19 protein-coding genes are annotated in these 20666 nt (G+C 70.6%); 10 read left to right on the top strand and 9 right to left on the bottom strand.

Annotated elements, in window-relative coordinates:
* The first annotated feature begins 4 nt into the window (after positions 1-4).
* On the top strand, positions 5-883 hold the full coding sequence (locus ACYUD3_RS20675; protein ID WP_470971941.1) for an STM4011 family radical SAM protein: 879 nt from the start codon (positions 5-7) through the stop codon (positions 881-883).
* Here ACYUD3_RS20675 and ACYUD3_RS20670 read toward each other — a convergent pair.
* Genes ACYUD3_RS20670 through ACYUD3_RS20655 form a run of 4 tightly spaced genes read right to left on the bottom strand, consistent with a single transcriptional unit; the run spans position 855 to position 7062 of the window.
* Positions 855-3902, bottom strand: coding sequence for an alpha-mannosidase (locus ACYUD3_RS20670; protein WP_470971939.1), 3048 nt, complete (start codon positions 3900-3902; stop codon positions 855-857). The genes ACYUD3_RS20675 and ACYUD3_RS20670 overlap by 29 nt on opposite strands.
* A 45-nt stretch (positions 3903-3947) precedes the next feature.
* Positions 3948-4772 carry a carbohydrate ABC transporter permease gene (locus ACYUD3_RS20665; protein ID WP_470971938.1) on the bottom strand — a complete coding sequence of 275 codons (825 nt, stop codon included), beginning with the start codon at positions 4770-4772 and terminating at the stop codon, positions 3948-3950.
* On the bottom strand, positions 4772-5686 hold the full coding sequence (locus tag ACYUD3_RS20660) for a carbohydrate ABC transporter permease (protein ID WP_470971936.1): 915 nt from the start codon (positions 5684-5686) through the stop codon (positions 4772-4774). Before ACYUD3_RS20660 ends, ACYUD3_RS20665 begins: the two co-directional genes overlap by 1 nt.
* Positions 5683-7062 (bottom strand): extracellular solute-binding protein, encoded by a 1380-nt coding sequence (locus ACYUD3_RS20655; RefSeq protein ID WP_470971934.1) that lies wholly within the window; start codon positions 7060-7062, stop codon positions 5683-5685. Before ACYUD3_RS20655 ends, ACYUD3_RS20660 begins: the two co-directional genes overlap by 4 nt.
* Positions 7063-7304: 242 nt before the next feature.
* Here ACYUD3_RS20655 and ACYUD3_RS20650 point away from each other — a divergent pair, with 242 nt between their 5' ends.
* The 3 genes from ACYUD3_RS20650 (at position 7305) to ACYUD3_RS20640 (ending at position 10252) form a co-directional block, all read left to right on the top strand.
* Positions 7305-8576, top strand: coding sequence for an ROK family transcriptional regulator (locus ACYUD3_RS20650; protein ID WP_470971932.1), 1272 nt, complete (start codon positions 7305-7307; stop codon positions 8574-8576).
* Between the two features lie 229 nt (positions 8577-8805).
* Positions 8806-8994: a hypothetical protein gene (locus ACYUD3_RS20645; RefSeq protein WP_470971930.1), complete on the top strand. Its 189-nt coding sequence runs from the start codon at positions 8806-8808 to the stop codon at positions 8992-8994.
* Between the two features lie 220 nt (positions 8995-9214).
* The gene (locus ACYUD3_RS20640) at positions 9215-10252 is read left to right on the top strand and encodes a glycoside hydrolase family 5 protein (RefSeq protein ID WP_470971929.1); all 1038 of its coding nucleotides are present in this window, start codon (positions 9215-9217) and stop codon (positions 10250-10252) included.
* A gap of 236 nt (positions 10253-10488) precedes the next feature.
* Here ACYUD3_RS20640 and ACYUD3_RS20635 read toward each other — a convergent pair whose 3' ends face one another.
* Positions 10489-10854 (bottom strand): hypothetical protein, encoded by a 366-nt coding sequence (locus ACYUD3_RS20635; RefSeq protein ID WP_470971927.1) that lies wholly within the window; start codon positions 10852-10854, stop codon positions 10489-10491.
* Between the two features lie 140 nt (positions 10855-10994).
* On the opposite strand from ACYUD3_RS20635, the gene ACYUD3_RS20630 reads away from it, so the two are divergent.
* The 3 genes from ACYUD3_RS20630 (at position 10995) to ACYUD3_RS20620 (ending at position 12853) form a co-directional block, all read left to right on the top strand.
* Positions 10995-11348 carry a roadblock/LC7 domain-containing protein gene (locus ACYUD3_RS20630; protein WP_470971926.1) on the top strand — a complete coding sequence of 118 codons (354 nt, stop codon included), beginning with the start codon at positions 10995-10997 and terminating at the stop codon, positions 11346-11348.
* Entirely contained in the window at positions 11345-12139 is a 795-nt protein-coding gene (locus tag ACYUD3_RS20625) for a hypothetical protein (RefSeq protein ID WP_470971924.1), read from the top strand. The genes ACYUD3_RS20630 and ACYUD3_RS20625 overlap by 4 nt, the downstream gene beginning before the upstream one ends.
* A 324-nt stretch (positions 12140-12463) precedes the next feature.
* Positions 12464-12853, top strand: coding sequence for a roadblock/LC7 domain-containing protein (locus ACYUD3_RS20620; RefSeq protein ID WP_470971922.1), 390 nt, complete (start codon positions 12464-12466; stop codon positions 12851-12853).
* A gap of 92 nt (positions 12854-12945) precedes the next feature.
* Here ACYUD3_RS20620 and ACYUD3_RS20615 read toward each other — a convergent pair whose 3' ends face one another.
* A complete protein-coding gene (locus ACYUD3_RS20615; RefSeq protein WP_470971920.1) occupies positions 12946-13143 on the bottom strand; it encodes an antitoxin in 198 nt (65 codons plus the stop codon).
* A gap of 127 nt (positions 13144-13270) precedes the next feature.
* Here ACYUD3_RS20615 and ACYUD3_RS20610 point away from each other — a divergent pair, with 127 nt between their 5' ends.
* The 3 genes from ACYUD3_RS20610 (at position 13271) to bla (ending at position 17347) form a co-directional block, all read left to right on the top strand.
* Positions 13271-14839, top strand: coding sequence for a helix-turn-helix domain-containing protein (locus ACYUD3_RS20610; RefSeq protein ID WP_470971918.1), 1569 nt, complete (start codon positions 13271-13273; stop codon positions 14837-14839).
* A 103-nt stretch (positions 14840-14942) separates the two neighbouring features.
* Positions 14943-16367 carry a WGR domain-containing protein gene (locus tag ACYUD3_RS20605; protein WP_470971916.1) on the top strand — a complete coding sequence of 475 codons (1425 nt, stop codon included), beginning with the start codon at positions 14943-14945 and terminating at the stop codon, positions 16365-16367.
* 95 nt (positions 16368-16462) lie between these two features.
* Positions 16463-17347 (top strand): class A beta-lactamase, encoded by an 885-nt coding sequence (gene bla, locus ACYUD3_RS20600; protein WP_470971914.1) that lies wholly within the window; start codon positions 16463-16465, stop codon positions 17345-17347.
* A gap of 48 nt (positions 17348-17395) precedes the next feature.
* On the opposite strand, the gene ACYUD3_RS20595 is transcribed toward bla, so the two are convergent.
* From ACYUD3_RS20595 to ACYUD3_RS20585, 3 genes are all read right to left on the bottom strand, one after another.
* The gene (locus ACYUD3_RS20595) at positions 17396-18394 is read right to left on the bottom strand and encodes a sugar phosphate isomerase/epimerase family protein (protein ID WP_470971912.1); all 999 of its coding nucleotides are present in this window, start codon (positions 18392-18394) and stop codon (positions 17396-17398) included.
* 97 nt (positions 18395-18491) lie between these two features.
* Positions 18492-19700, bottom strand: coding sequence for a Gfo/Idh/MocA family protein (locus ACYUD3_RS20590; protein WP_470971910.1), 1209 nt, complete (start codon positions 19698-19700; stop codon positions 18492-18494).
* 96 nt (positions 19701-19796) lie between these two features.
* Positions 19797-20648, bottom strand: coding sequence for a sugar phosphate isomerase/epimerase family protein (locus ACYUD3_RS20585; RefSeq protein ID WP_470971907.1), 852 nt, complete (start codon positions 20646-20648; stop codon positions 19797-19799).
* Positions 20649-20666 lie beyond the last annotated feature (18 nt).

Genomic DNA, 20666 nt, shown 5'->3' with positions numbered 1-20666 from the left:
CCCCATGGAAGCCTCCGGCCCGACGGCCCTGACCCTCCTCTACCGGGGCCCGCTCGCCTCCTGCGACTACGACTGCCCCTACTGCCCGTTCGCCAAGCGCCGCGACACAGCCGCCCAACTCCGCGCCGACCGCGCCGCGCTGGAGAGGTTCACCGACTGGGCGACCCGCCAGACCGGCGACAGCCTGTCGATCCTCTTCACCCCCTGGGGAGAGGCCCTGACCCGCTCCTGGTACCGCCGCGCCCTGACCGCCCTCTCCCACCTCCCGCACATCCGCCGGGTCGCCGTCCAGACCAACCTCAGCTGCCGCACCGACTGGCTGGCCGACGCTGACCCCGCGAAACTGGCCCTGTGGTGCACCTACCACCCCGGCCAGACCCCCTACGACCGCTTCCTCACGAAGACCCACGACCTCGCCGCCCAGGGGATCCGGCACAGCGTCGGCGTCGTAGGCCTCCCCGAACACCTCGGCCACGCACGGAAGTTGCGCGCCGACCTGCCCGAGCACGTCTACCTCTGGGTGAACGCGGCCGAGGGCCACACCTACGACGACGCGGCCGCCGCCGACTGGACCGCCCTCGACCGGCTCTTCCCCTACAGCCGCCACCCGCACCCGAGCGCCGGACTCCCGTGCCGCACCGGCGAGTCGGTGGTCTCCGTCGACGGCGAGGGCACGGTCCGGCGCTGCCACTTCGTGCGCGCGGAGCTCGGCAACCTCTACGACGGCAGCTACCGCGCGGCCCTCAAGCCGCGCCCCTGCCCGCTCGCCGTCTGCGACTGCCACATCGGGTACGTGCACCTGGAGACCCTCCCGCTGTACGACGTGTTCGCGGGAGGGGTCCTGGAACGTATCCCTACCGCCGCCGCGCGAGCCGCAGGGTGAGGATCTGGAAGGGCCGCAAGGACAGCCGGACCTCGTCGCCCTCGGCCTCGATCTCCTCCGTGGGCCGTTCCAGCAGGTCGGTGACGACCGCCCCGGCCAGCGGGAAACCGGCCGTGAGGGTCGCGCGGGCGCGCACGCCCTGGGACTCGTAGAGGCGGACGACCACGTCACCGCTGCGGTCGTCGGCGAGCTTGACGGCCTCGACGACCACGCCGTCCCGGTCGACGGAGACCAGCGGCGCGACCTCGTTCGCCCCGGACACCGTGCGCTCCGCCAGGTTGAACCGGTATCCCTCGCGGACCGCGTCGGCGACCTGCGCGCCGATCAGCAGGGCGTAGGACAGGCGGTGCGTGCCCTGGTCCTGGTCCGGGTCGGGGAAGCGGGCGGCGCGCAGGAGGGAGAGGCGGACCGTGGTCGTCGTGCCGCCGTCCGCGCGGACGTCCCGGGTGACGTCGTGGCCGTAGGAGGAGTCGTTGACCAGGGCCGCGCCCCAGTCGCGCTCGCCGACGTGCAGGAAGCGGTGGGCGCAGACCTCGAACTTGGCGGCGTCCCAGGTGGTGTTGGTGTGGGTGGGGCGCTCGACGTGGCCGAAGGGGATCTCGGCGGTCGAGTGCGCGGCCCGCACGTCCAGCGGGAACGCGGCCTTCAGGAGCTTCTCGCGCTCGTACCAGTCGACGACCGTGTCCACGGTCAGCCGGTGGGAGTCCGCCGCCAGGGACAGCGTCTGCTCGATCCGCGAGTTCCCGAAGGCCCTGACGACCTTCACGCCCTCCTCGGCCGCCGTCACCGACTCCGCCTCGGTGAGGTCGCGGACGGTGTTGCGGTAGAAGGAGTCGATGTCCCAGGCGTCCCACTGGTTGGGGAAGTCCTGGTGCAGCTGGAGCAGGTTGCCGACCGCGCCGGGCGCCAGCGCCTCGCGGTCCGCCGTCAGGTCGTACGCCGAGGTGACCAGGCCGCGCGCGTCGATCACGACCCGGACCAGGCCGTTGTCGAGCACGAATCCGGTGCCGTCGGCCACCGGGGGCACCGGGGCGTGCGGGGAGTCGGCGCGGGGGGCCGCCGCGAACGCGGGGACGTGACCGCGGGGGTGCGGGGCCGCGTTGAAGACGACCGTGCCCTCACCGGGACCGGCCAGCGCGCCCAGCGACGCGCCGATCAGCTCCTCCAGCTCGCCGGCCACGCGGGCGTACGTCTCCTCGGCCTCGCGGTGCACCCAGGCGATGGAGGTGCCGGGGAGGATGTCGTGGAACTGGTGGAGCAGGACCGTCTTCCACAGGCGGTCCAAGTCCTCGTACGGATAAGGGGTGTCGTGCCGGACCGCCGCCGTCGCCGCCCACAACTCCGCCTCGCGCAGGAGGTGTTCGCTGCGGCGGTTGCCCTGCTTGGTGGCCAACTGGCTGGTGAGGGTGCCGCGGTGGAACTCCAGGTACAGCTCGCCGGACCAGACGGGGGCGCCGCCGTTCGCCTCGTACTCGGCGTGCGCCTTGCGGAAGAACTCCAGCGGGCCCGCCAACTCGACGCGGGGCGCGCCCTCCAGGTCCCGCATACGGGCGGCGCGGGACAGCATCTCGCGGGTGGGGCCGCCGCCGCCGTCGCCGTAGCCGAACGGGATCAGGGAGTGCCCGGCGCGCGCCTTGTCCTGGAAGTTCCGTACGCTGTGGGCGACTTGGGCGCCGGAGAGGTCGCCGTTGTAGGAGTCGACGGGCGGGAAGTGGCTGAAGATGCGGGTGCCGTCGATGCCCTCCCACCAGAACGTGTGGTGCGGGAACTTGTTGGTGGTGTTCCAGGAGATCTTCTGGGTGAGGAACCACTTGACCCCGGCGAGCTTCATGATCTGGGGGAGGGCCGCGTTGTAGCCGAAGGTGTCCGGCAGCCACATGTCCTCGGTCTCGACGCCGAACTCCTCGAGATAGAACCGCTTTCCGTGGACGAACTGGCGGACCAGGGCCTCGCCGCCGCTGATGTTGGTGTCCGGCTCGACCCACAGGCTGCCGGTCGGCAGGAACTGCCCCGTCTTCGCCTTCTCCTGGGCGCGCGCGTACACCTCGGGCCGGTGCTCCTTGAGCCAGGCCAGCTGCTGGGCCTGGGACATGACGAACTTGAACTCCGGGTGGTCGTCCATGAGCTGGGTGACGTTGGAGACCGTGCGGGCGACCTTGCGGACCGTCTCGCGCAGCGGCCACAGCCACGCCGTGTCGATGTGCGCGTGGCCGACGGCCGTGATCCGGTGGGCGCCCGCGTGCGCGGGGGAGTCCAGCGCCGGGACGAGGGCGGCGCGGGCCGCGCTCGCCGTACCGCTGATGTCCTGCAAGTCGACGGCGTCCAGGGCGAGTTCGACGGCGCGCAGGATGTGCCAGCGGCGCGGGTCGTCCGGCGACAGCTCGTGCATGAGCTGGCCGAGGACGTCCAAGTCCTGGGTGAGTTCGTGGACTTCGCGGTCGACGACGGCCAGGTCCATGCGGCGCAGCCGGTAGACCGGGGCGCCCGGGTCGGCCGCCGGGTCGCCGAGCCAGGGGGCCGGGCCGCCGACCGAGACGGGCACGAACTGGACCTGGTCCTGTCCGGTGTGCATGACCACCGGGTTGGCGGCGGCCTCGATGAAGACGGTGAACTCCTCGCCGCCGACGGCCTGTTCGGCGACGGGGAGCCAGGTGTTGCGCGGGTTGAGGGCCTTCACGGCCGTCCCGTCGGCCCGGTAGACGAGGCCCTCGGCGGAGAACCCGGCCGAGTGCGTGCCGAACCCGAGGTCCAGCACCGCCTCGACGGGCAGCCCCGCCCACCCGGCGGGCACCGTCCCGCTCACCTTGAACCAACTCGTCGTCCAGGCAGGCCCCCAGGGGTCCCCGACCCGCACCGGCCGGTAGGGCGCGGCGAGCCCCTCGGCGACCGGCACCGGCTCACCCGGTACGTCCCACGCCTCGACCGACAGCGGTACCGCCCGGGCGTGGACGGCCGGCCGGATGCGCTCCTCCAGCACCCGGCGCAGCCGCTGTTCGATGACGTCACGGTCGTTGTGCATACGGATCTCCGTTGGAAAGTGGGGGGAGTCGATCGGGCCGGCGGTTCATCCCTTGAGGGCCCCGCCGAGCGCGAACCCGCCGCCCAGCTTGCGGGCCAGCAGCAGGTAGAGCATGACCACCGGCGCCGAGTAGATCATGGAGAACGCCGACAACTGCCCGTACTGGGTGGCGCTGTGGGCGCTGAGGAAGGTGAACACGCTGACGGACGCGGGGAGTTTGTCCGGCGACAGCAGCAGGATGAAGGGGACGAAGAAGTTCCCCCACATGCCGATGAAGGTGAAGATGGTGACGACGATGACGCCGGGCCGCATCAGCGGCAGCACCACCCGCCACAGCACCTGGAGGGTGTGCGCGCCGTCGATGCGCGCGGCCTCCTCCAGGACGACCGGCACGCCGTCCATGAAGTTCTTCATCAGCCAGATCCCGAACGGCAGCGAGGACGCGGCCAGGAACAGGGTCGTGCCCGGCATCGAGTCGATCAGGTTCAGCTGCACGAACATGCTGTAGACGGGGATCATCACGGCCGTGATGGGCAGCCCGGTCGAGAACAGGATCGTGTAGAGGAACGGGCGGCGCACCCGCGAGCGGTAGCGGGAGAGCGGGTACGCGCACAGGATCGACGCCGCGACCGTGATCGCCGTACCGAAGCCGCACAGCAGCAGGCTGTTGAGCATCGGGCGGAAGGTCGTGTCGACGTTGAGGATCGCGTCGAAGTTGTCGAGGGTGAAGGTGTCGGGGAGTTCGAGCTTGAAGGTGTTGAGGTCGCTGACGGACGCCAGGACCATCCACAGCAGCGGCAGCACGTACAGGACCGACACCGCGAGCAGGACCACGTTGACCGAGAGCTTGCCGAACTTCGGGGCGGCCATCAGTCCTCCTCCAGTTTCAGCAGCCGGATGTACACGATCGAGAACAGCGCGCCGACCACCAGCAGCACCAGCGCGATCGCCGTGCCGTAGCCGATCAGGCTGTTCTGGAAGGCCTGTTGGTACATGAAGATCGGCAGGGTCTGGCTCTGGTTGCCGGGGCCGCCGCGCGTCATGGTGTAGATCAGGCCGAACACCGACAGGGTCTGGAGGGTGATCAGCATCAGGTTCGTCAGGATCGACGGCCTGATCACCGGCAGCGTGACGCGCCACAGCCGCTGCCAGGGGCTCGCGCCGTCCATCTCGGCGGCCTCGTGCAGCTCGGCCGGCACGTCGTTGATCGCGGCGGAGAACACCATCAGCGAGAACGCCGTGCCGCGCCAGACGTTGGCGAGGCACACGGCCAGGATCGGCATCGTGTACAGCCAGTTCTGCGTCGGCAGCCCGATCGCGTCCAGCAGCGAGTTGAGTGAGCCCTGGTCGAAGAAGAACGCGTACATCAGGTAGCCGGCGACGACCTCGGGCAGCACCCAGGCCGCGATGACGACCCCGCTGACCAGCGAGCGCACCGGCTTCGACGCCTTCTGCATGAGGATCGCCAGCGCCAGGCCCAGCGTGTTCTGCCCGATGACGGCCGAGCCGACCACGAACACCAGCGTCAGCTTCACCGCGTTGAGGAAGTCGGCGTCGCCGAACGCGCGGGTGAAGTTGTCGAAGCCGACGAAGTCGGTGCCCGACGCGCCCGTCAACTGCATGTTCGTGAAGGCGTAGTAGACGCAGTACGCGATCGGCCCGGCCAGGAACACCGCGAGCAGGATCACGGCCGGGAGGGTCGGCAGTCCGCGCAGCAGCGAGCGGCCGGCGGGGGAGGCCCCGCGGGAACGGGGCCCGCGGGGCGTGGGGGCGAGCGTGGTCACTGCGCGCCCTCGACCGTCTTGCCGGCGCCGACCGCCGCCTTGACATCGTTATCAAACGTGCTCGCGGCCTTGTCCACGGACGCCTGACCCGTCGTCACCGACTCCATGGCCTTCTGGATCGCCGTCGACACCTGGTTGTACTCGGGCAGTCCGGGCCGGTAGTGGGTGTCGGCGACCAGTTCGGTGAAGAACTTGTTCGTCGGCACCGCCTTCAGGTACGCCGGGTCGGCCGCGACGTCCTTGCGCACGGCGATCGAGGCGTTGACGACGTTCCACTTCGACGCGTTGGTCTTCGTCTGGAGGGTCTCGGAGAGGAACTTCCAGGCCAGGTCGGCGTTGCCCGCCTTGGCAGGGATCGACCAGGCCCAGCCGCCGGACATGCTCGTCGCGCCGGGCGCCTGCCCGTTCTGCGTCGGCATCGCCGCGGTGCCGATCACCGACTGCCACTGCGGCCACGGGCGCGGGCTCGTCGTACCCCAGTTGTTGGTCATCCACGAGCCGTCGATGTCGATGGCCAGCTTGCCGTCGGGGATCAGCTCGGTGCCGACCGTCGTACCGAAGTTGGCGCCCAGCGCCTGGTCCTTCGCCGGGCCGAGGCCGGTGTTGTAGACGGTGTGCACGAAGTCGAGGGCGTCCTTGAAGCCCTGGCTGCCGACGACCCACTTCTTCTGCGCGGTGTCGTACAAGGAGTTGCCGGCCGCCTGTGTGCCGTACAGCAGCATCTCGAAGCCCTGCATCGAGGAGGCCTCGCCGCCGGCCGTGCCCGTGTAGAGGTTCAGCGGGGTCACGCCGGGCAGCTTCGCCTTGATCGTGCGGGCCGCCGTCAGGACGTCCGCCCAGGTCTTCGGCTGCCACGGGACGCTGATCCCGGCCTTCTGGAAGAGCTGCTTGTTGTACCAGATGCCGCGCGTGTCGGTGTTGTCCGGGACGGCGTACCCCTTGCCGTCGGCGGCGCCGGTCACGGCCGTCTTGGAGGCCGCCGCGTACTGCGACCAGTCCGCCCATTTCGCCGTGTACGCGTCGAGGGGCTTGAGGTAGCCGCCCGCGATGTCGGAGTTGATCAGCGCGGTGTCCTCGTAGACCAGGTCGGGGGCGGTCGAGGGGGACCGCATCATGAGCTGGATCTTCGTGTAGTAGTCGTTCTCGGAGGCGGTCACCGGGATCAGCTGGACCTTGGTGCCGGGATTGGCGGCGGTGAACTCCTTCACCATCGACGCCAGGAAGTCCGCCTGGAGCTTGACGGTGCTGTTCAGGTTCTGCCAGTAGACGACCTTGATCGTCTTCGACGAGCTGCCTGACGATCCCGACCCGCAGGCCGTGACGGCCAGCGCGGTGGCGGCGGTGAAGGCCGCGGCGGTGACGATTCTTGAGCGCACAGTGGTACCTCCGGGACGGACCTGGCGGAGAGCGGCGACGGTTTCCGGCCAGGAGGGCGAGCCCGGTGAGCGTCCTGAACTGCACTCTCACGCTGACGCCCGGCCCTCGTCGGCCGGATTTGGTGGCCAGACGCTAAATCCAATTGATGGATTAAGTCAATGCTTCCGGTGTGTAAACTTCCGCCTCACGACGGCCGAGGGACAGCTGGTCCCAGGTGAGACGGGGTGGCGAAGTGACTCAGGTGAGTGAGACGACGCGGCGGCCTGGCATCCCGATACCGACCCGCAGCGGTACGAACCTGCCGCGCGTCGGCGGCTACAACCAGGCCGTCGTCCTGGACGCCGTACGCACCCGGGGCGAGGTCAGCCGGGTGGAACTGGCCGAGCTGACCGGGCTGACCAGCCAGACCGTCTCCAACGTGGTGCGCAAGCTGCTCGACGCGGGGCTCGTCGCGGAGTCCGGGCAGGCGCCGTCCAACGGGGGCAAGCGGCGCACGCTGCTGTCGCTGCGGGCCGACGGGGCGTACGCGCTCGGCGTGCACCTCGACCCGGACGCCGCCGTCATCGTCGTCGCCGACCTCGCCGGGCAGATCGTCGGCTCCCGGCGGCTGCGGCTGACCGAGCAGGGCGACGCGGCGGACGTCGTCGACCGGGTCGCGCGCGCCGCCCAGCGCCTCGTCGACCGCGTCGGCGTCGACCGCGCCCGCCTCCTCGGCCTCGGCGTCGCCGCCCCGGGGCCGCTCGACGGCACCACCGGGGCCGTGGTCTCGCCGCCGAACTTCCCCGGCTGGGGGCGGGTCCCGCTCACCGAGATGTTCGCCGCCGCGACCGGACTGCCCGTCGCCCTCGACAACGACGCCACCGCCGCCGCGATCGGCGAGCGCTGGATCGGCGGCGCCGACCGGGCCGGCAGCTTCCTCTTCGTCTACCTCGGCACCGGCGTCGGCGTCGGCATCGTCCTCGACGGCGCCGTCCTGCACGGCGACTCCGGCAACGCGGGCGAGTTCGGCCACATGGCCGTCGAACCCGGCGACCGGATCTGCCAGTGCGGCTCCGACGACTGCCTCGGCCCCTATTGCAGCCCCGCCGCGATCATCGACGACCTCCTCGCCCGGCACGGCAAGGCCGCCGCCGGCCGTATCGGCCTCCTCGGCACCCCCGACTCCGTCCGCCAGGACTGGAGGTCCCTGCGCCGCGCCGCCCGCGCCGCCGACCCCGCCGCCCTGGACGTCGTACGCCGCGCCGCCCGCCGGATCGGGCAGGCCGCCCGGGGTGCGGTGAGCCTGCTCGACGTCTCCCGGATCGTGCTCGGCGGTGAGGCGCTGCGGGGGATCGAGCCGCTGATGCGGGCGGAGGTCGAGGCGGCCGTGAACCGCACGTCCGTGGCGCGGACCATCCGGGCCATTTCCGTGGAGCAGAGCGTGATCGGCGAGACGGTGGGCGCGGTGGGGGCGGCTTCCCTTGTGCTGCACGGGAATTACGCGCCGGGGTGGCGGCTGCTGACGGAGGCGTGAGGGGGCGCGGGGGTGTGTGGGGGCGCTTTGGGGGGCGCTCCGGGGGCGCTCTGGGGGGAAGCGCTTTCGCGTTCACGTCCGCCCCGCGGAGCGCCCGCTCCTGTGAACGCCGTATGAGCGTGCGTGGACCGGTGGGGTGCGGGAGTTGATCCACCCCGTAGGCTCAGCATGTATGCGTCAGCGCCCGAGCCGCGTGCTTCGGGCCGATCAGGCAGGAAAACGGACTCGCGTGTTCAGTCAGACCCCGATCTTCGACCGTCTCGTCGCCGAACGCGGCGACATACCGTCCCAGGTCCGCAGCGAGGCGGAGGGGATACAGCGCGAACTCGCCCGCATCATCCAGGCCCCGCCGATCGGCGGCCCGCTCGCCCGGCGTCCGTACGGCGCGGACGGCAACCCCGGCTCGGCCTTCTTCTGAGGCCCGCCCGGCGCCCGGCCCCGCCGCGTGTCGGCGCGCCGAGCGACGTCTCGGGGTAAAGGGGTGGTAAGCGCTTGCCGGGACCCGGCACACAGACTCTTGACAACGTTGTAGTACGGGAATGAGACTCGCGCCGACCGATCATGAGTGGTCTGACTTCGGGCCGTGAGCCGCGCGGTGCCCGAAGCCGAGCCGAGCCCCCGTGTAAGAAGGTACCCCCGTGCCCCTGCGTCACCTCAACTCCCGGCGTACCCGCCTGCGTTCACTCGTCACCGCGGTGGCCCTGGCCGGCGTCGCGACGCTGGGCGCCGGTGCCCACGCGAACGCCGCGCCGACGGCGGACACCAGCCGGTTCCACGGCGTCAACTGGGCCGACCCGCGCGACAACTACGCCAACGACGAGGTCGTCCTGTCCGGTCTGTCCCTCGCGGACGACTACGCGACGACGTACCACAAGGCGACCCGGATCATCGGGGGGTTCAAGGCGAACCTCGGTGCCAACACCGTCCGCATCCCGATCAACCCGTACACGGTGAACGGCAGTTACTGGAAGTCGTACCGCGCCGTCATCGACGCCGCGACCCGCCAGGGCTTCAAGGTGATCGTCTCCTACTGGGAGGGGACGGGCGCGCAGAAGGACGGGTTCATCGACGACACCGCCACGTACTGGCCGATGTGGAAGACGGTCGTGCAGGCCTACTCGGGCAACGGCCAGGTCTACTTCGAGCCGATGAACGAGCCGCACGGCTACACGCCCGCACAGTGGGCCGACATCGCCGCACAGTGGATCTCGACCTTCCCGAAGGTGCCGAAGAACCGCATCTTCGTCAGCGGCAGCGGCTACAACGACAGCGTCGTCTCGGTCTGCGCCGACCCGCGCCTCAAGGGCACCTACCTCTCGCTGCACCACTACGGCTTCTGGGGCACCCACAGCTACGCGGACTGGGTCACCGACCTCAAGAACCGCCTGGGCAACTGCGCTTCGCGCACGGTGGCCGACGAGTTCGGGGCGACGATGACGAGCGGACTCGACTACACCGGCACCAACCCCGGCAACGACAACGAGATCGCGTACATCCAGGCCGACACGGACGTCTTCCGCCAGCTGCACATGGGCTCGGTGTACTGGCCGGGCCTGCGCACCGGGGACACCTACAGCCTGACGGAGCTGACCGGCCCGACGGCGAACCCCTCGCTGAAGGTGACGAACAACTCGGGCGCGGCACGGCTGGCCTGGGCCTGGGGCCGGGGCAAGTAGAAGACCGGATGCGGCAGTTGCTTTAGCGACGCCGCATCTGCGGCAATTGCTTTGGCGACGGCTGTTTCGGCTGTTTGATTTCGTGTACGACGCCGAGGGCGGGACGGGTCCATGACCTGTTCCGCCCTCTGTCATATGCCCCGAGTAAATGCCCCAGGAGGCGAATGCCTTTTGGGGACGCTATGTCTTTCGGGGGACGACTGCCTTTCGGGGAACGCCTGTCGGGGCGGGCGCCGTCAGACGTCCAGCTCGCCCTCGATGCGCTTGAGGGAGTGCCGGGCGAGGGCCAGGTTGCCGCGGGAGCGGTCCAGCGCGAGGTACAGGAAGAGGCTGCCGCGGCTGCTGCCGAGCGGGCGGATGAGGTGGTACTGCGCGCCCAGGGTGATGAGGATGTCCTCCACGGAGTCCTCCATGCCCAGCAGTTCGAGCGTACGGGCCTTGGCGCGGACGACCTCGGTGTTGCCGGCCGCGGCCACTTCGAGGTCCAGGCCCTGGCCGCCGCCGAGGACGCCGAGCGACATACCGCTCTCGTAGTCGACCAGGGCGACGCCCAGAGCGCCGTCGATCGTCATGGCTTCCTTGAGCGCGGTCTCGATGTTCATGGGGATGCCCTTCGCTCTGTACGGTGGTGCTAAGTGACGGGGGGTCAGAAAATGAGCGGCCGATGGCCTGTCCTGATCCTTTGCGATTAAACTACTGTGCTTTCCGTCATCATGTGAAGCATTGGTGAAAGGAAGTCCCGTTGTCCTCAGTCGAAACATCCTTGAGTCGCCTGCTCGAACTGCCGGGCGTCACGGGTGTCTCGCTCGTCGACGCCGTCACGGGACTCTCCTACGGCGAGGCCGGTACGAACGGCCCCGATCCCGTCGAGTGCGGCAGGCTGGCCGCACTGGTCGGCAGCGGGCTCCAAGCGGCCGGTGCACAGGGGGAGTTGGAAAGCATCGTCATCACAGGCACCGAGCAGCAGTTCGTCCTGACCGCCGTGGACCGGCCCGGCGACCCGCTGCTGCTGACCGCCGCGCTGGACCGCGGCAACGCCAACCTGGCTCTGGTTCTGCACCAGTTGGGGCGGTACGCGGCCGAGGTGAGCGCGTGAGCCGTCCGCGCAACCTGCCCGCCTTCCTCGCAGCCCTGCACACGGAAGGCCGCGACGCGACCGTCGCGGTCGGCGGCAGCCCGGGCGGCACGATCCATCTGCGCCGGGGCCTGATGACCGCCGTCGACACCCCCGGCGCCCCCGGCGCGGAGTCATTGCTCGTCAAGTCCGGCCGCGTGGACGACAGTTCATGGGCCGCGGCCAGGGCGGCCGGCGGAACCTTGAGCCAAGTCCTCGCCGAACGCGGCCTGTTGACCCCACAGGACTTCGAAATCACCTGTACGGCAGCCCTGTTCGACGGCGCCTTCGCGCTCGCCCTCGGCAACGCCACCGACTGGGAGGTGCACCCGCCGGCCCCCGACGTCGTCGCCGCCCGCGCCTTCGCCCCGCACCTCGTCACCGCCGAGGCCACCCGCCGCCTCACCACGCTCGCCCAACTCTGGGGCTCACCAACAGAGTTCGCCCGTACCCGGGTCCGCCGCGCGGACCGCCCCCGCCCCCGCCTGACCCCCCGTTTCGCAGCCGTCCTCGACGCCGTCAACGGCCGCCGCACCCCCCGGGACATCGCCTTCGCGCTCGGCCGCGGCAGCTACGCCGTCATGCTCGACCTTGCGCAATTGCGCACCCAGGGACTGCTGTTGAACGAAACCCCGACGGCCGGCCGGCCCAGCACCGCTCCCCGGGTGCAAGGCGGCCACGACGGGGTGACGCTTCACCCACCGGCCACGCCGATGCCACTTCCGCAACGTACTCCGGGGACACACCACCCTCATCGATCGGATACCGTGTGAACCCACGTCGGCGCAGGAAGTCGAAGCGGCGGAACCTGGCGCTGGCGCGCCGCTTACAGGTGAGACCGCGGCGCTCCCCAGCACTCCCGGACGAGCGGCCCCGCACTCAGGAGCCCTGCGTCCAGGCGCCACCCACCCCGGCGCCGCCCGCCCCGGTTCTCCCCGTCCGCCGCCCCGGCGCGGTGGCCGGTCCGCCGCCCGTCCCGGATCTGGAGGAGCATCAGCCCGAGACCTCTCTGCTCCACCGCGTCCGCGCGGCTCTCGCGGCACTGCCCTGAACCCGCCCGACTCCTCGCTCGTACGCCACCGTTCAAGGGAATGCCGATGTCCGAACTCCACCAGTCCGAGCCACTCGTCGAGGTCCTCACGGCCCTGCGCGAGGGGGTGCTGGGCGTCAGCGAGACGGTGATCTCCACCGTCGACGGACTCCTCGTCGCCGCCGACTCCGACTCCGTCCACCCGGAGTCCGTCGCCGCCCTCTCCGCCGCCACCCTCAGCCTCGCCCGCCGCATGGCCCACGAGGCGGGCGGCACCGGCCTGCGCGACGTCATCACCCGCAGCGCCGACCGGCACGTCGTCGTCCAGGCGATCAACGACCGGGCGATGCTGACCGTCGTCGGCGACGAGGGGCTCGATCTGATCCGGCTCCAGCGGGACATCCACCCGACGCTGGAACTGCTCGCGAAGATCCTCGCGGCGGACACGGCGGCCTGAGGGGGCGGCGGCCTGCTTCGGGGTGCCGGAAGGTTTCTTCGGGGGGTCGCCGCAAGGGCCCGCCGGCCTGTGCGGGCCGGCGGGCCCTGAGGTCAGTCCTTCTTCTCGCCCAGCTTGCCGACGTACTCCTGCACCTTGTCGACGGCCGTGTCGATCTTGTCGCTGTGCTTGCCGTCGGTCTTGTCGTCGATGAAGTCACCGACCTTCTCCAGACCGTCGGAGATCTTGTCCCCGTGGGCCTCGGCGATGTCCTCGACCTTGTCCTTGAGGTTCTTGAGGCTCTCGAACACGTACGGTGCTCCTCTACAGAGATGTAGTACTGACGCCCCATGATCTCACCGAAACCGCCGTTGGCGTGCGCGGATGCGGACCCCTGATAGCGTTCCGGCAGTTCATCTGGCGCCGGAGAGAGACACGATGACGCAGCCGTACGACGACATCGACGCCCTGCTGGACCAGGCCGCCCGCCCCGAGGCCGAGCTGCCTCCCGCGGAGCGGCGGCGTGAGCTGCGGGAGGCGTTGAATCTCTCCCGGGCGCAGGTCGCGCGCACGCTTCAGGTGAGTCCGTCGACCGTCGGGGGGTGGGAGGCGGGGCGGGATCCCAGCGGGGAGGTGCGGGATCGGTACGCGTATTTTCTGCGGGCTGTCGAGGGGCGGTTGGGGGAGCGGGAGTTGGGGGCTTCCGGTGCGGGGGAGGTCGGGGTTTCTGCTGAGGCTGAGGTTTCCGTCGAGGCGGCTGATGCCGATGCCGATGTCGGTGTCGATGCCGGTGACGACGATGTGGAGCTGTTGGCGGCTCCGGAGCCGTGTGTGCTGTGCGGGGGGCCGGCGTCGCATCAGGTCGCCGGGTTCGCGCAGCATCTCGACCCGGGGGCGTGCGGTGCGGCGGAGTCCGGGGGCGCGGGGTCTGTCGTAGCGGCCCCCGAGGCTGTTTCTGAGGCGGCGCCCGCGCGGGAGCCCGCCTCCGCCGCAACTCCCCCCGCCCGTCCGGCGGCCCGTACCGGAAAGCCCGCGAACCCCCCGCGCCGCGCCACCCTCCACCCCGCCGCCGAACCCGACCTCATCGCCCAGGCGGTGACCGCGGTGCTCGCCGAGCACGAAGGGGACGTGGAGGCGGCGACGGAGGCGCTCGTGCGGCGGGCGATCCCGGACGCGATGGCGCTGCTGGACCACACCCGCAAGGGCGGACGGTACGACATCGTCGCGCACCCCTGGATCCCGGACGTGCTGCGCAAGCAGACCGCGCGGGGCGCCGACCAGATCTGGGAGGCGCGGCCGAAGTGGACGCGGCCCGAACTGCCGCCCGGCGAACACGAGGTGACGGCGCTGGACGTCAACGGCGCCTACCTGTCCGCTCTGAAGACCCACCTCCCCATCGGTCAGCTGGAACACTCCAAGGGCTTCGGGCACGACCGCCGCCGCGCGGGCGTCCACCTGATCACCCCGCCGGAGTGGGAGCACTCGGCGGTCCTCCCCAACCCCCTGGGCAACCGCGACGAACCGGGCCCCCTGTGGGTCACCGAACCCACCCTCCGGCTCCTGCTGCGCCTCTCGGACCCGCGGCACGCGCTGTGCGAACCCCCGGTCGTGCACGAATCGTTCACATCAGGTGCAACGGAGAACCTGCTGGAGAAGTTCCGCGTCGCGCTCCAGGACGCGCGCGGCAAGGCCGTCGACAACGACGACGACGTCACCCTGGAGTACGTCAAGGCGATGTACTCGAAGTTCGTCTCCACGATGGGGGAATCGAACTACAACCGGCAGCTCTACCGCCCCGACTGGATGCACCTCATCCGCTCCCAGGCCTTCGCCAACCTCTGGATGAAGGCGTACAAGGCGCACGAGCAGGGCTTGAGCGTCGTCCGCGCGATGGGCACCGACGAACTCCATGTGACCGGCGACTGGCGGCGGGTCTTCCCGGAGGGGCGGGGGGTCTCCGAGGTGAAGGTGAAGGACGTCTACACGGTCGGGGACCCCGTGGAATGAACGTAAGGCCTGCTCAGGAGGCGTTGTCAGTGGTGGCCCCTACGGTGTGAGCAGTGGTGATCCGCGAGGGATCGGCGGATCTGTTCATGGGGAGGGGTCTGTCGTGTCGACGACGTATCTGGAGCTGTCGCAGGAAGACGGCGGGGCGCACAAGTTCTACGAAGTCAGCGTCGACGGTGTGGTGGTGACGGTCCGTTACGGCCGGATCGGGGCCGGCGGCCAGGTGCAGACGACGTCGTTCGCGACCGGGCAGAAGGCACAGACGGCCGCCGCGAAGAAGGTGGGGGAGAAGATCCGCAAGGGGTACGCCCCGGCGGTGCCCGGCGGACGCGCCCCGCGCGCGGTGACCCGCCGTCAGGTGACCTCGGCGCCGTCCACCGCGCGGGCCGTCGCCCCGGTGCTGTGGCGCTTCCGTACGGGTTCCTCGGCGTTCGGCATCCATGTCGACGACGACCGCTGCTGGGTCGGCAACCAGGCGGGCGACGTCTACACGCTGGACCACGAGGGCGCCGTCCTCGCCCGCTTCGGCCTGCCGGACGGCGTGAAGTGCCTGGTCGCCGACGACTTCTGGATCTACGCGGGCTGCGACGACGGCAAGGTGTACGACCTCTCGTCGAAGCTGCCGTTCGCCGCCTACGACATCGCCGCCGACGTCGACATCTTCTGGCTGGACATCCATGAGGGCGTCCTCGACGTCTCCGACCGGGAGGGCCGGCTCACCGTCATCGACCATGAGGATGAGCACCAGTGGTCGCGCCGCAGCCGGGGCGAACAGGCGTGGATGATCCGCGCCGACGACCGCGCGGTCTACCACGGCCACACCGCGGGCGTCACCGCCTACGCGCCCGACGGCGGCGGCGAGCTGTGGCACACGCGCACGCAAGGAGCCGTCCTCTTCGGCTGGCAGGAGACCGACGCCGTCTACGCGGGCACCGCCCACCGCGCGGTGCAGCGCCTGTCCAAGGCGACCGGCGCCGTCGAGGCCACGTACGCGTGCGACAGCGCCGTCTACTCCTGCGCCACCTCGCCCGGCGGCCGATACGTCTTCGCGGGCGACTCCGCGTCCTCCGTCTACTGCTTCGACCGGGACGGCACACGCCTGTGGAAGCTCGGCACGGGCGACGGCTCGGCCCTGTCGATGCAGTACCGCGACGAACGGCTGTACCTCGTCACCACCTCGGGCGCCCTGGTCTGCGTCGACGCGAGCGAGGCCGCCGTGGCGTCGGCCCAGCAGGGCACGGTCCCGGTCGCCCGTGACATCAAACTCGCCGCGGCCCTGCCGGTGCGCGCCCCGGCCACGGCGGTCGCCACCGTCGCCGGTCCCGCCGCCGGCGAGGTGGTCGTGGAGTGCGTCCAGCAGGGCGGCCGGCTCCGCGTCCACGTGCTCTCCGAGGGCTACGAGCCGTCCTGGAACGTCCAGTTCCCGCACGCGATCCGGGAACCGGGGGCGCGCTATGTGGTGGACGCGCTGCACTCGGCGGCGGGCGGCTTCTACCGGGTGCGGGGGGAGATACGGCGGCTGGTGTGAGACGCAGGGGGCAAAAGAGGAAACCGGGACCGGACTTGACCGCGTCTTGACTGTCGTACAGGGGGGACACAGCGATGGCAAGAAGGACGTACGCAATGGAACAGACGCTTCTCGGCCGCCGGGCGATGCTCACGCTGGGCGCGGGCGCCGCCCTCGCGACGGCCCTGCCGGGCCCGGCCCACGCCGCCCCCGGACTCACCGAGTCTTTCGGTGAGTTGGAGCGGAAGTATGCCGCCCGGCTCGGTGTCTTCGCGTACGACACCGCGACCGGCCGGACGATCGCCCACCGCGCGGACGAACGGTTCCCGATGTGCTCGGTGTTCAAGGGGATCGCCGCGGCGGCGGTACTGCGCGACGGCGTCCCGCTCGACCGGCGCGTCCGCTACACCAAGGAGTACGTCGAGGCCGCCGGGTACGCGCCGGTCACAGGCACCGACGAGAACGTCGCGCACGGCATGACCGTGCGGGAGCTGTGCGCCGCCGCCGTCTCCCACAGCGACAACGGCGCCGCGAACCTCCTGCTCCGCGAGGTCGGCGGCCCGGCCGCGGTCACCCGCCTCGCCCGCTCGACCGGCGACGGCGTCACCCGGCTCGACCGCTGGGAGCCGGAGCTGAACTCGGCGGAGCCGTGGCGGGAGACCGACCTCACCAGCCCGCGCGCGATCGGCCGGACCTACCACCACCTGCTCACCGGCGACGCACTGGCCCCCGCCGACCGCGCCCTCCTCACCGCCTGGCTGACCGCCAACACCACCAACACCGAACGCTTCCGCGCCGGCCTCCCGGCCGACTGGACCCTCGCCGACAAGACCGGCGGCGGCTCGTCGTACGGAGTGGCCAACGACGCGGGCGTGGTCTGGCCCCCGAACCGCCCGCCGATCGTCCTGGCGGTCCTGTCGACGACGTACGCGGCACAGGGGCCGTCGAACAGCGCACTGGTGGCGGAGGCGGCGCGGGTGGTGGCGGGGGAGGTGGGGTGAGGGGTGGGCTCCCGTGCCGGAAGCCGGCGGGGGAACCCACCCGGCGGTTCAGATCCCCGCAGCCGCCCCCCGCAGATTCTCCGCGGCCAGCGCCAACCCCTCGAGCTGGGAGTAATCCGCGTCCTCGTGCTCGATGTTGACGGCGATGTCCGGGTCGATCTCCGCCAGTGCGCGCAGGAACTCCGTCCAGAAGGGGACCTCGTTGCCGAGGCCGACGGCGACGAATTTCCAGGCGGGGTTCTCGGGCCAGGCGTTGCACCAATGGCCGTAGCCGGTGGGGACCTTGGCGGGGGAGTCGGCGGGGACCCGGGTGAAGGAGGTGTCGAGGACGCCGCGGATGTCGGCGCCGGGGCAGAGCCTCGCGTCCTTCGCCGCCGCGTGGAAGACCAGGGGGCCGAGCCACTTGACCGAGGCGATGACGTCCATGCCCTGCCACATCAGGTGGGAGGGGTCCATCTCCGCGCCGACATTGGTCAGTTGACCCTCGTCGACCAGTCGCTTCAGGGTCACCGGCGAGAAGACCAGGTTGTGCGGGTGCATCTCGATGGCGACGCGGACGCCGTTCGCGCGGGCCAGCGCGTCGATCTCCTTCCAGAATCCGACCGCCACCCCCCACTGGTAGTCCAGGACGTCCATGTACACGCCGTCCCACGGATTCACCACCCAGGACGGGTACTTGGCGTCCGGGTCCGAACCCGGCGTGCCCGACATCGTCACCACGTGCCGCACCCCCAGCAGCCCCGCCAGCTCGATGGTGCGGCGCAGGTCGTCCGCGTGCTTCGGGCCCACCCCGGGCAGCGGGTTGAGCGGATTGCCGTTGCAGTTGAGGCCGGTCAGTTCCATGCCCCGGTCGGCGAAGACCGCCAGATACTCCTCGCGGGCCCGGGCGGAGGACAGCAGGAGGTCCACGGGGCAGTGCGGGGACGGGATGAAACCACCGGTGTTGACCTCGACCGACGTCAGGCCGTTCGCCTTGAGGATGTCGAGGGCCTCGGTGAGGGTGCGGTCGTGCAGACAGGCGGTGTACGCGCCGAGCTTGAGAGCCATGTCGTAACTCCGGGAGAAGTAGGGGAAGTTCAGGAGGAGGGAGGAAGCCTTCCGGCGACCGCTCAGAGGGAGGGATCGCTACGGCCGTGCGGCGCGGTCAGAGGGAGGGGACCGTCACGGCCGCGCCGTCCCGCCCCGCCGACTCCACCACCGCCCGGATGATCCGCATCGTCCGCAACGCCTCCGCGAAACTCGCGCACGGCGGCAGCACCGCCGCCCCCTCCGCCAACTCCCCCCGCACCAGCGCCACTTGATCGAGAAACGCGCGCGCCTGATACGTGAAGTTGTCCGCGTTGCTCGCCCCCACCCCCGGCGCCTCCATCGGGACCCCGCCCGCGAAGTACGGCAGCGCCGGCCCGGCGATGACCTGCCGGGCACCCCGGGTACGCGCCTCGGGCTGGGCGTCGTCGAAGAGGTACTCGGCGGGGCGGTGCTGGTCGAACGCCGCGCGCCCGCCGACGCCGAGGACGTCGAAGAACAGGCCGTTCGGCAGGCCGAAGCCGGTGCGGGTGACCGAGAAGGTGCCGACGAGCCCCGACTCGAAACGGGCGGTGAAGGACGCGGTGTCCTCGTTCTCCACCGCCCCGAACTCGTCCGACACCGGCGCCGAGTTGTGCCCCACGACCGCGCCCAGCGGCAGCGGACGCTTCGTGATCTGCGTCGACAGCGCCGCCCCGGAGACGGAGACGACCGGCCCGGCGACGTACTCGGCCGCGTCGATGATGTGCGAACCGACGTCCCCGAGCGCCCCCGACCCCGCACCCCCCTTGAACCGCCAGCTCAGCGGACCGCGCGGATCGGTCGCGTAATCACACCAGTACCGCCCGCTGAACAGCGTCAGCTCCCCCAGCTCCCCGCCCCGCACATGCTCCCGGATCGCGGCGATCCCCGGCGCCCGCCGGAACGTGTACCCGACGGACGTCACCACCCCGGCCCCCCGCTCCAGCGCGGCCATCGCCTCGGCGTCCTCGATGGACCCGGCCAGCGGCTTCTCGCACAGCACATGCTTGCCCGCCGCGACCAGCGCCTCGGCGATCGGCCGGTGCAGATCATTGCCCACGACGATGCTGACCGCGTCGATCGACGGGTCCTCGGCGACGGCCTCCCAGCTCGGCAACGCCTTCTCGAACCCGTACCGGCGGGCGGCGTCCTCGCCCAGCGCCACGTTGGCATCGGCGATCGCGGCGAGCCGCACCGGCGGCAGCCCGGCCCCGAAGACCGTGTTGGCGTTGCGGTACCCGGCCGCGTGACTGCGCCCGGCCATCCCGGCACCGATCACGGCGACGGAGAGTGGCTTAACCGACATGGTGAACTCCCTTGAGAACAGGTCAGTGGGGAGCGCCCCAAGCTTCCAGAGCCTGGAGCGCTCTATTAAAGCGCTTTAAACCGCGCCGAAAAAAAATCAGCCCGCGAGATACTCGGCGATCTTCCCCCGCATGAACACCGACGACTCCCGGGCCCGCTCCTCCCACGCGAACACACACGCCGTGAGCGTCCCGTCGAACCCGTTCGCCTTCAGCTCCCGGAACAGCTCGGCGAAGTCGACCTCGCCCTCACCCATGTCGAGGTGCTGATGGATCCGGGCCGCCGTGCCGGGCGGGTTGAGGATGTACCGGTTCCCGGAGGACGCCGTGTGGTCGAAGGCGTCGGCGAGGTGGACGTGGGTGAGCAGGTCGCCCGCGTACGCGATGATCCCGGGCGCGTCGTCGCCGATGTGGAAGGTGTGCGGCGCGCAGTAGAGGAAGCTGACGTTCGGGTGGTTGACGCCCCGGATTAGGTTGACGGCGTCGTACCCGTTCTCGATGAAGTCGTCCGGGTGCGGCTCCAGGGCCAGTTTGATGCCCTCGCGCTCGAACAGGGGCAGCAACTCCTCCATCGACCGCCAGAACTGGGCCTCGCTGCGGTCGGATTCCTCGGGGCGGCCGTTGAACTCGGAGATCATGCTGTCCACCCCGAGGTCGGCCGCGATCTGGATCGACCGCTTCCAGTAGCGCACGGCGGCCTGGCGGGCGTCCTCGTCCGGGCCCGACCAGCGGAACAGCGGGAGCAGCGAGGAGACGCCGACGCCCGCCGCGTCCAGCGCCTTGCGGAACCTGCGGACGGTCGCGTCGTCCACGCGCGGGTGCCGGAAGAAGGGGATGAAGTCCTCACGCGGCGACAGCTCGATCCACTCGTAGCCCAACTCGGCCACCACACCGGGCAGTTCGAGCAGCGGAACGTTCCGGATCATGTACGGGTCGAGGGCGATCTTCATGAAAGGGTGCCTTCCTGG

This window comes from Streptomyces sp. AMJ-169 (assembly GCF_055597585.1).
The sequence above is the reverse complement of the archived record's forward strand: the minus strand, read 5'-3'. Positions and strand labels throughout refer to the sequence as shown.

Excerpts from the sequence above, each read along its gene's own strand:
- ACYUD3_RS20675 (WP_470971941.1), top strand. The coding sequence starts at position 5 with ATGGAAGCCTCCGGCCCGACGGCCCTGACCCTCCTCTACCGGGGCCCG.
- ACYUD3_RS20670 (WP_470971939.1), bottom strand. The coding sequence starts at position 3,902 with ATGCACAACGACCGTGACGTCATCGAACAGCGGCTGCGCCGGGTGCTG.
- ACYUD3_RS20665 (WP_470971938.1), bottom strand. The coding sequence starts at position 4,772 with ATGGCCGCCCCGAAGTTCGGCAAGCTCTCGGTCAACGTGGTCCTGCTC.
- ACYUD3_RS20635 (WP_470971927.1), bottom strand. The coding sequence starts at position 10,854 with ATGAACATCGAGACCGCGCTCAAGGAAGCCATGACGATCGACGGCGCT.
- ACYUD3_RS20620 (WP_470971922.1), top strand. The coding sequence starts at position 12,464 with ATGTCCGAACTCCACCAGTCCGAGCCACTCGTCGAGGTCCTCACGGCC.
- ACYUD3_RS20610 (WP_470971918.1), top strand. The coding sequence starts at position 13,271 with ATGACGCAGCCGTACGACGACATCGACGCCCTGCTGGACCAGGCCGCC.
- bla (WP_470971914.1), top strand. The coding sequence starts at position 16,463 with ATGGAACAGACGCTTCTCGGCCGCCGGGCGATGCTCACGCTGGGCGCG.
- ACYUD3_RS20595 (WP_470971912.1), bottom strand. The coding sequence starts at position 18,394 with ATGGCTCTCAAGCTCGGCGCGTACACCGCCTGTCTGCACGACCGCACC.
- ACYUD3_RS20590 (WP_470971910.1), bottom strand. The coding sequence starts at position 19,700 with ATGTCGGTTAAGCCACTCTCCGTCGCCGTGATCGGTGCCGGGATGGCC.
- ACYUD3_RS20585 (WP_470971907.1), bottom strand. The coding sequence starts at position 20,648 with ATGAAGATCGCCCTCGACCCGTACATGATCCGGAACGTTCCGCTGCTC.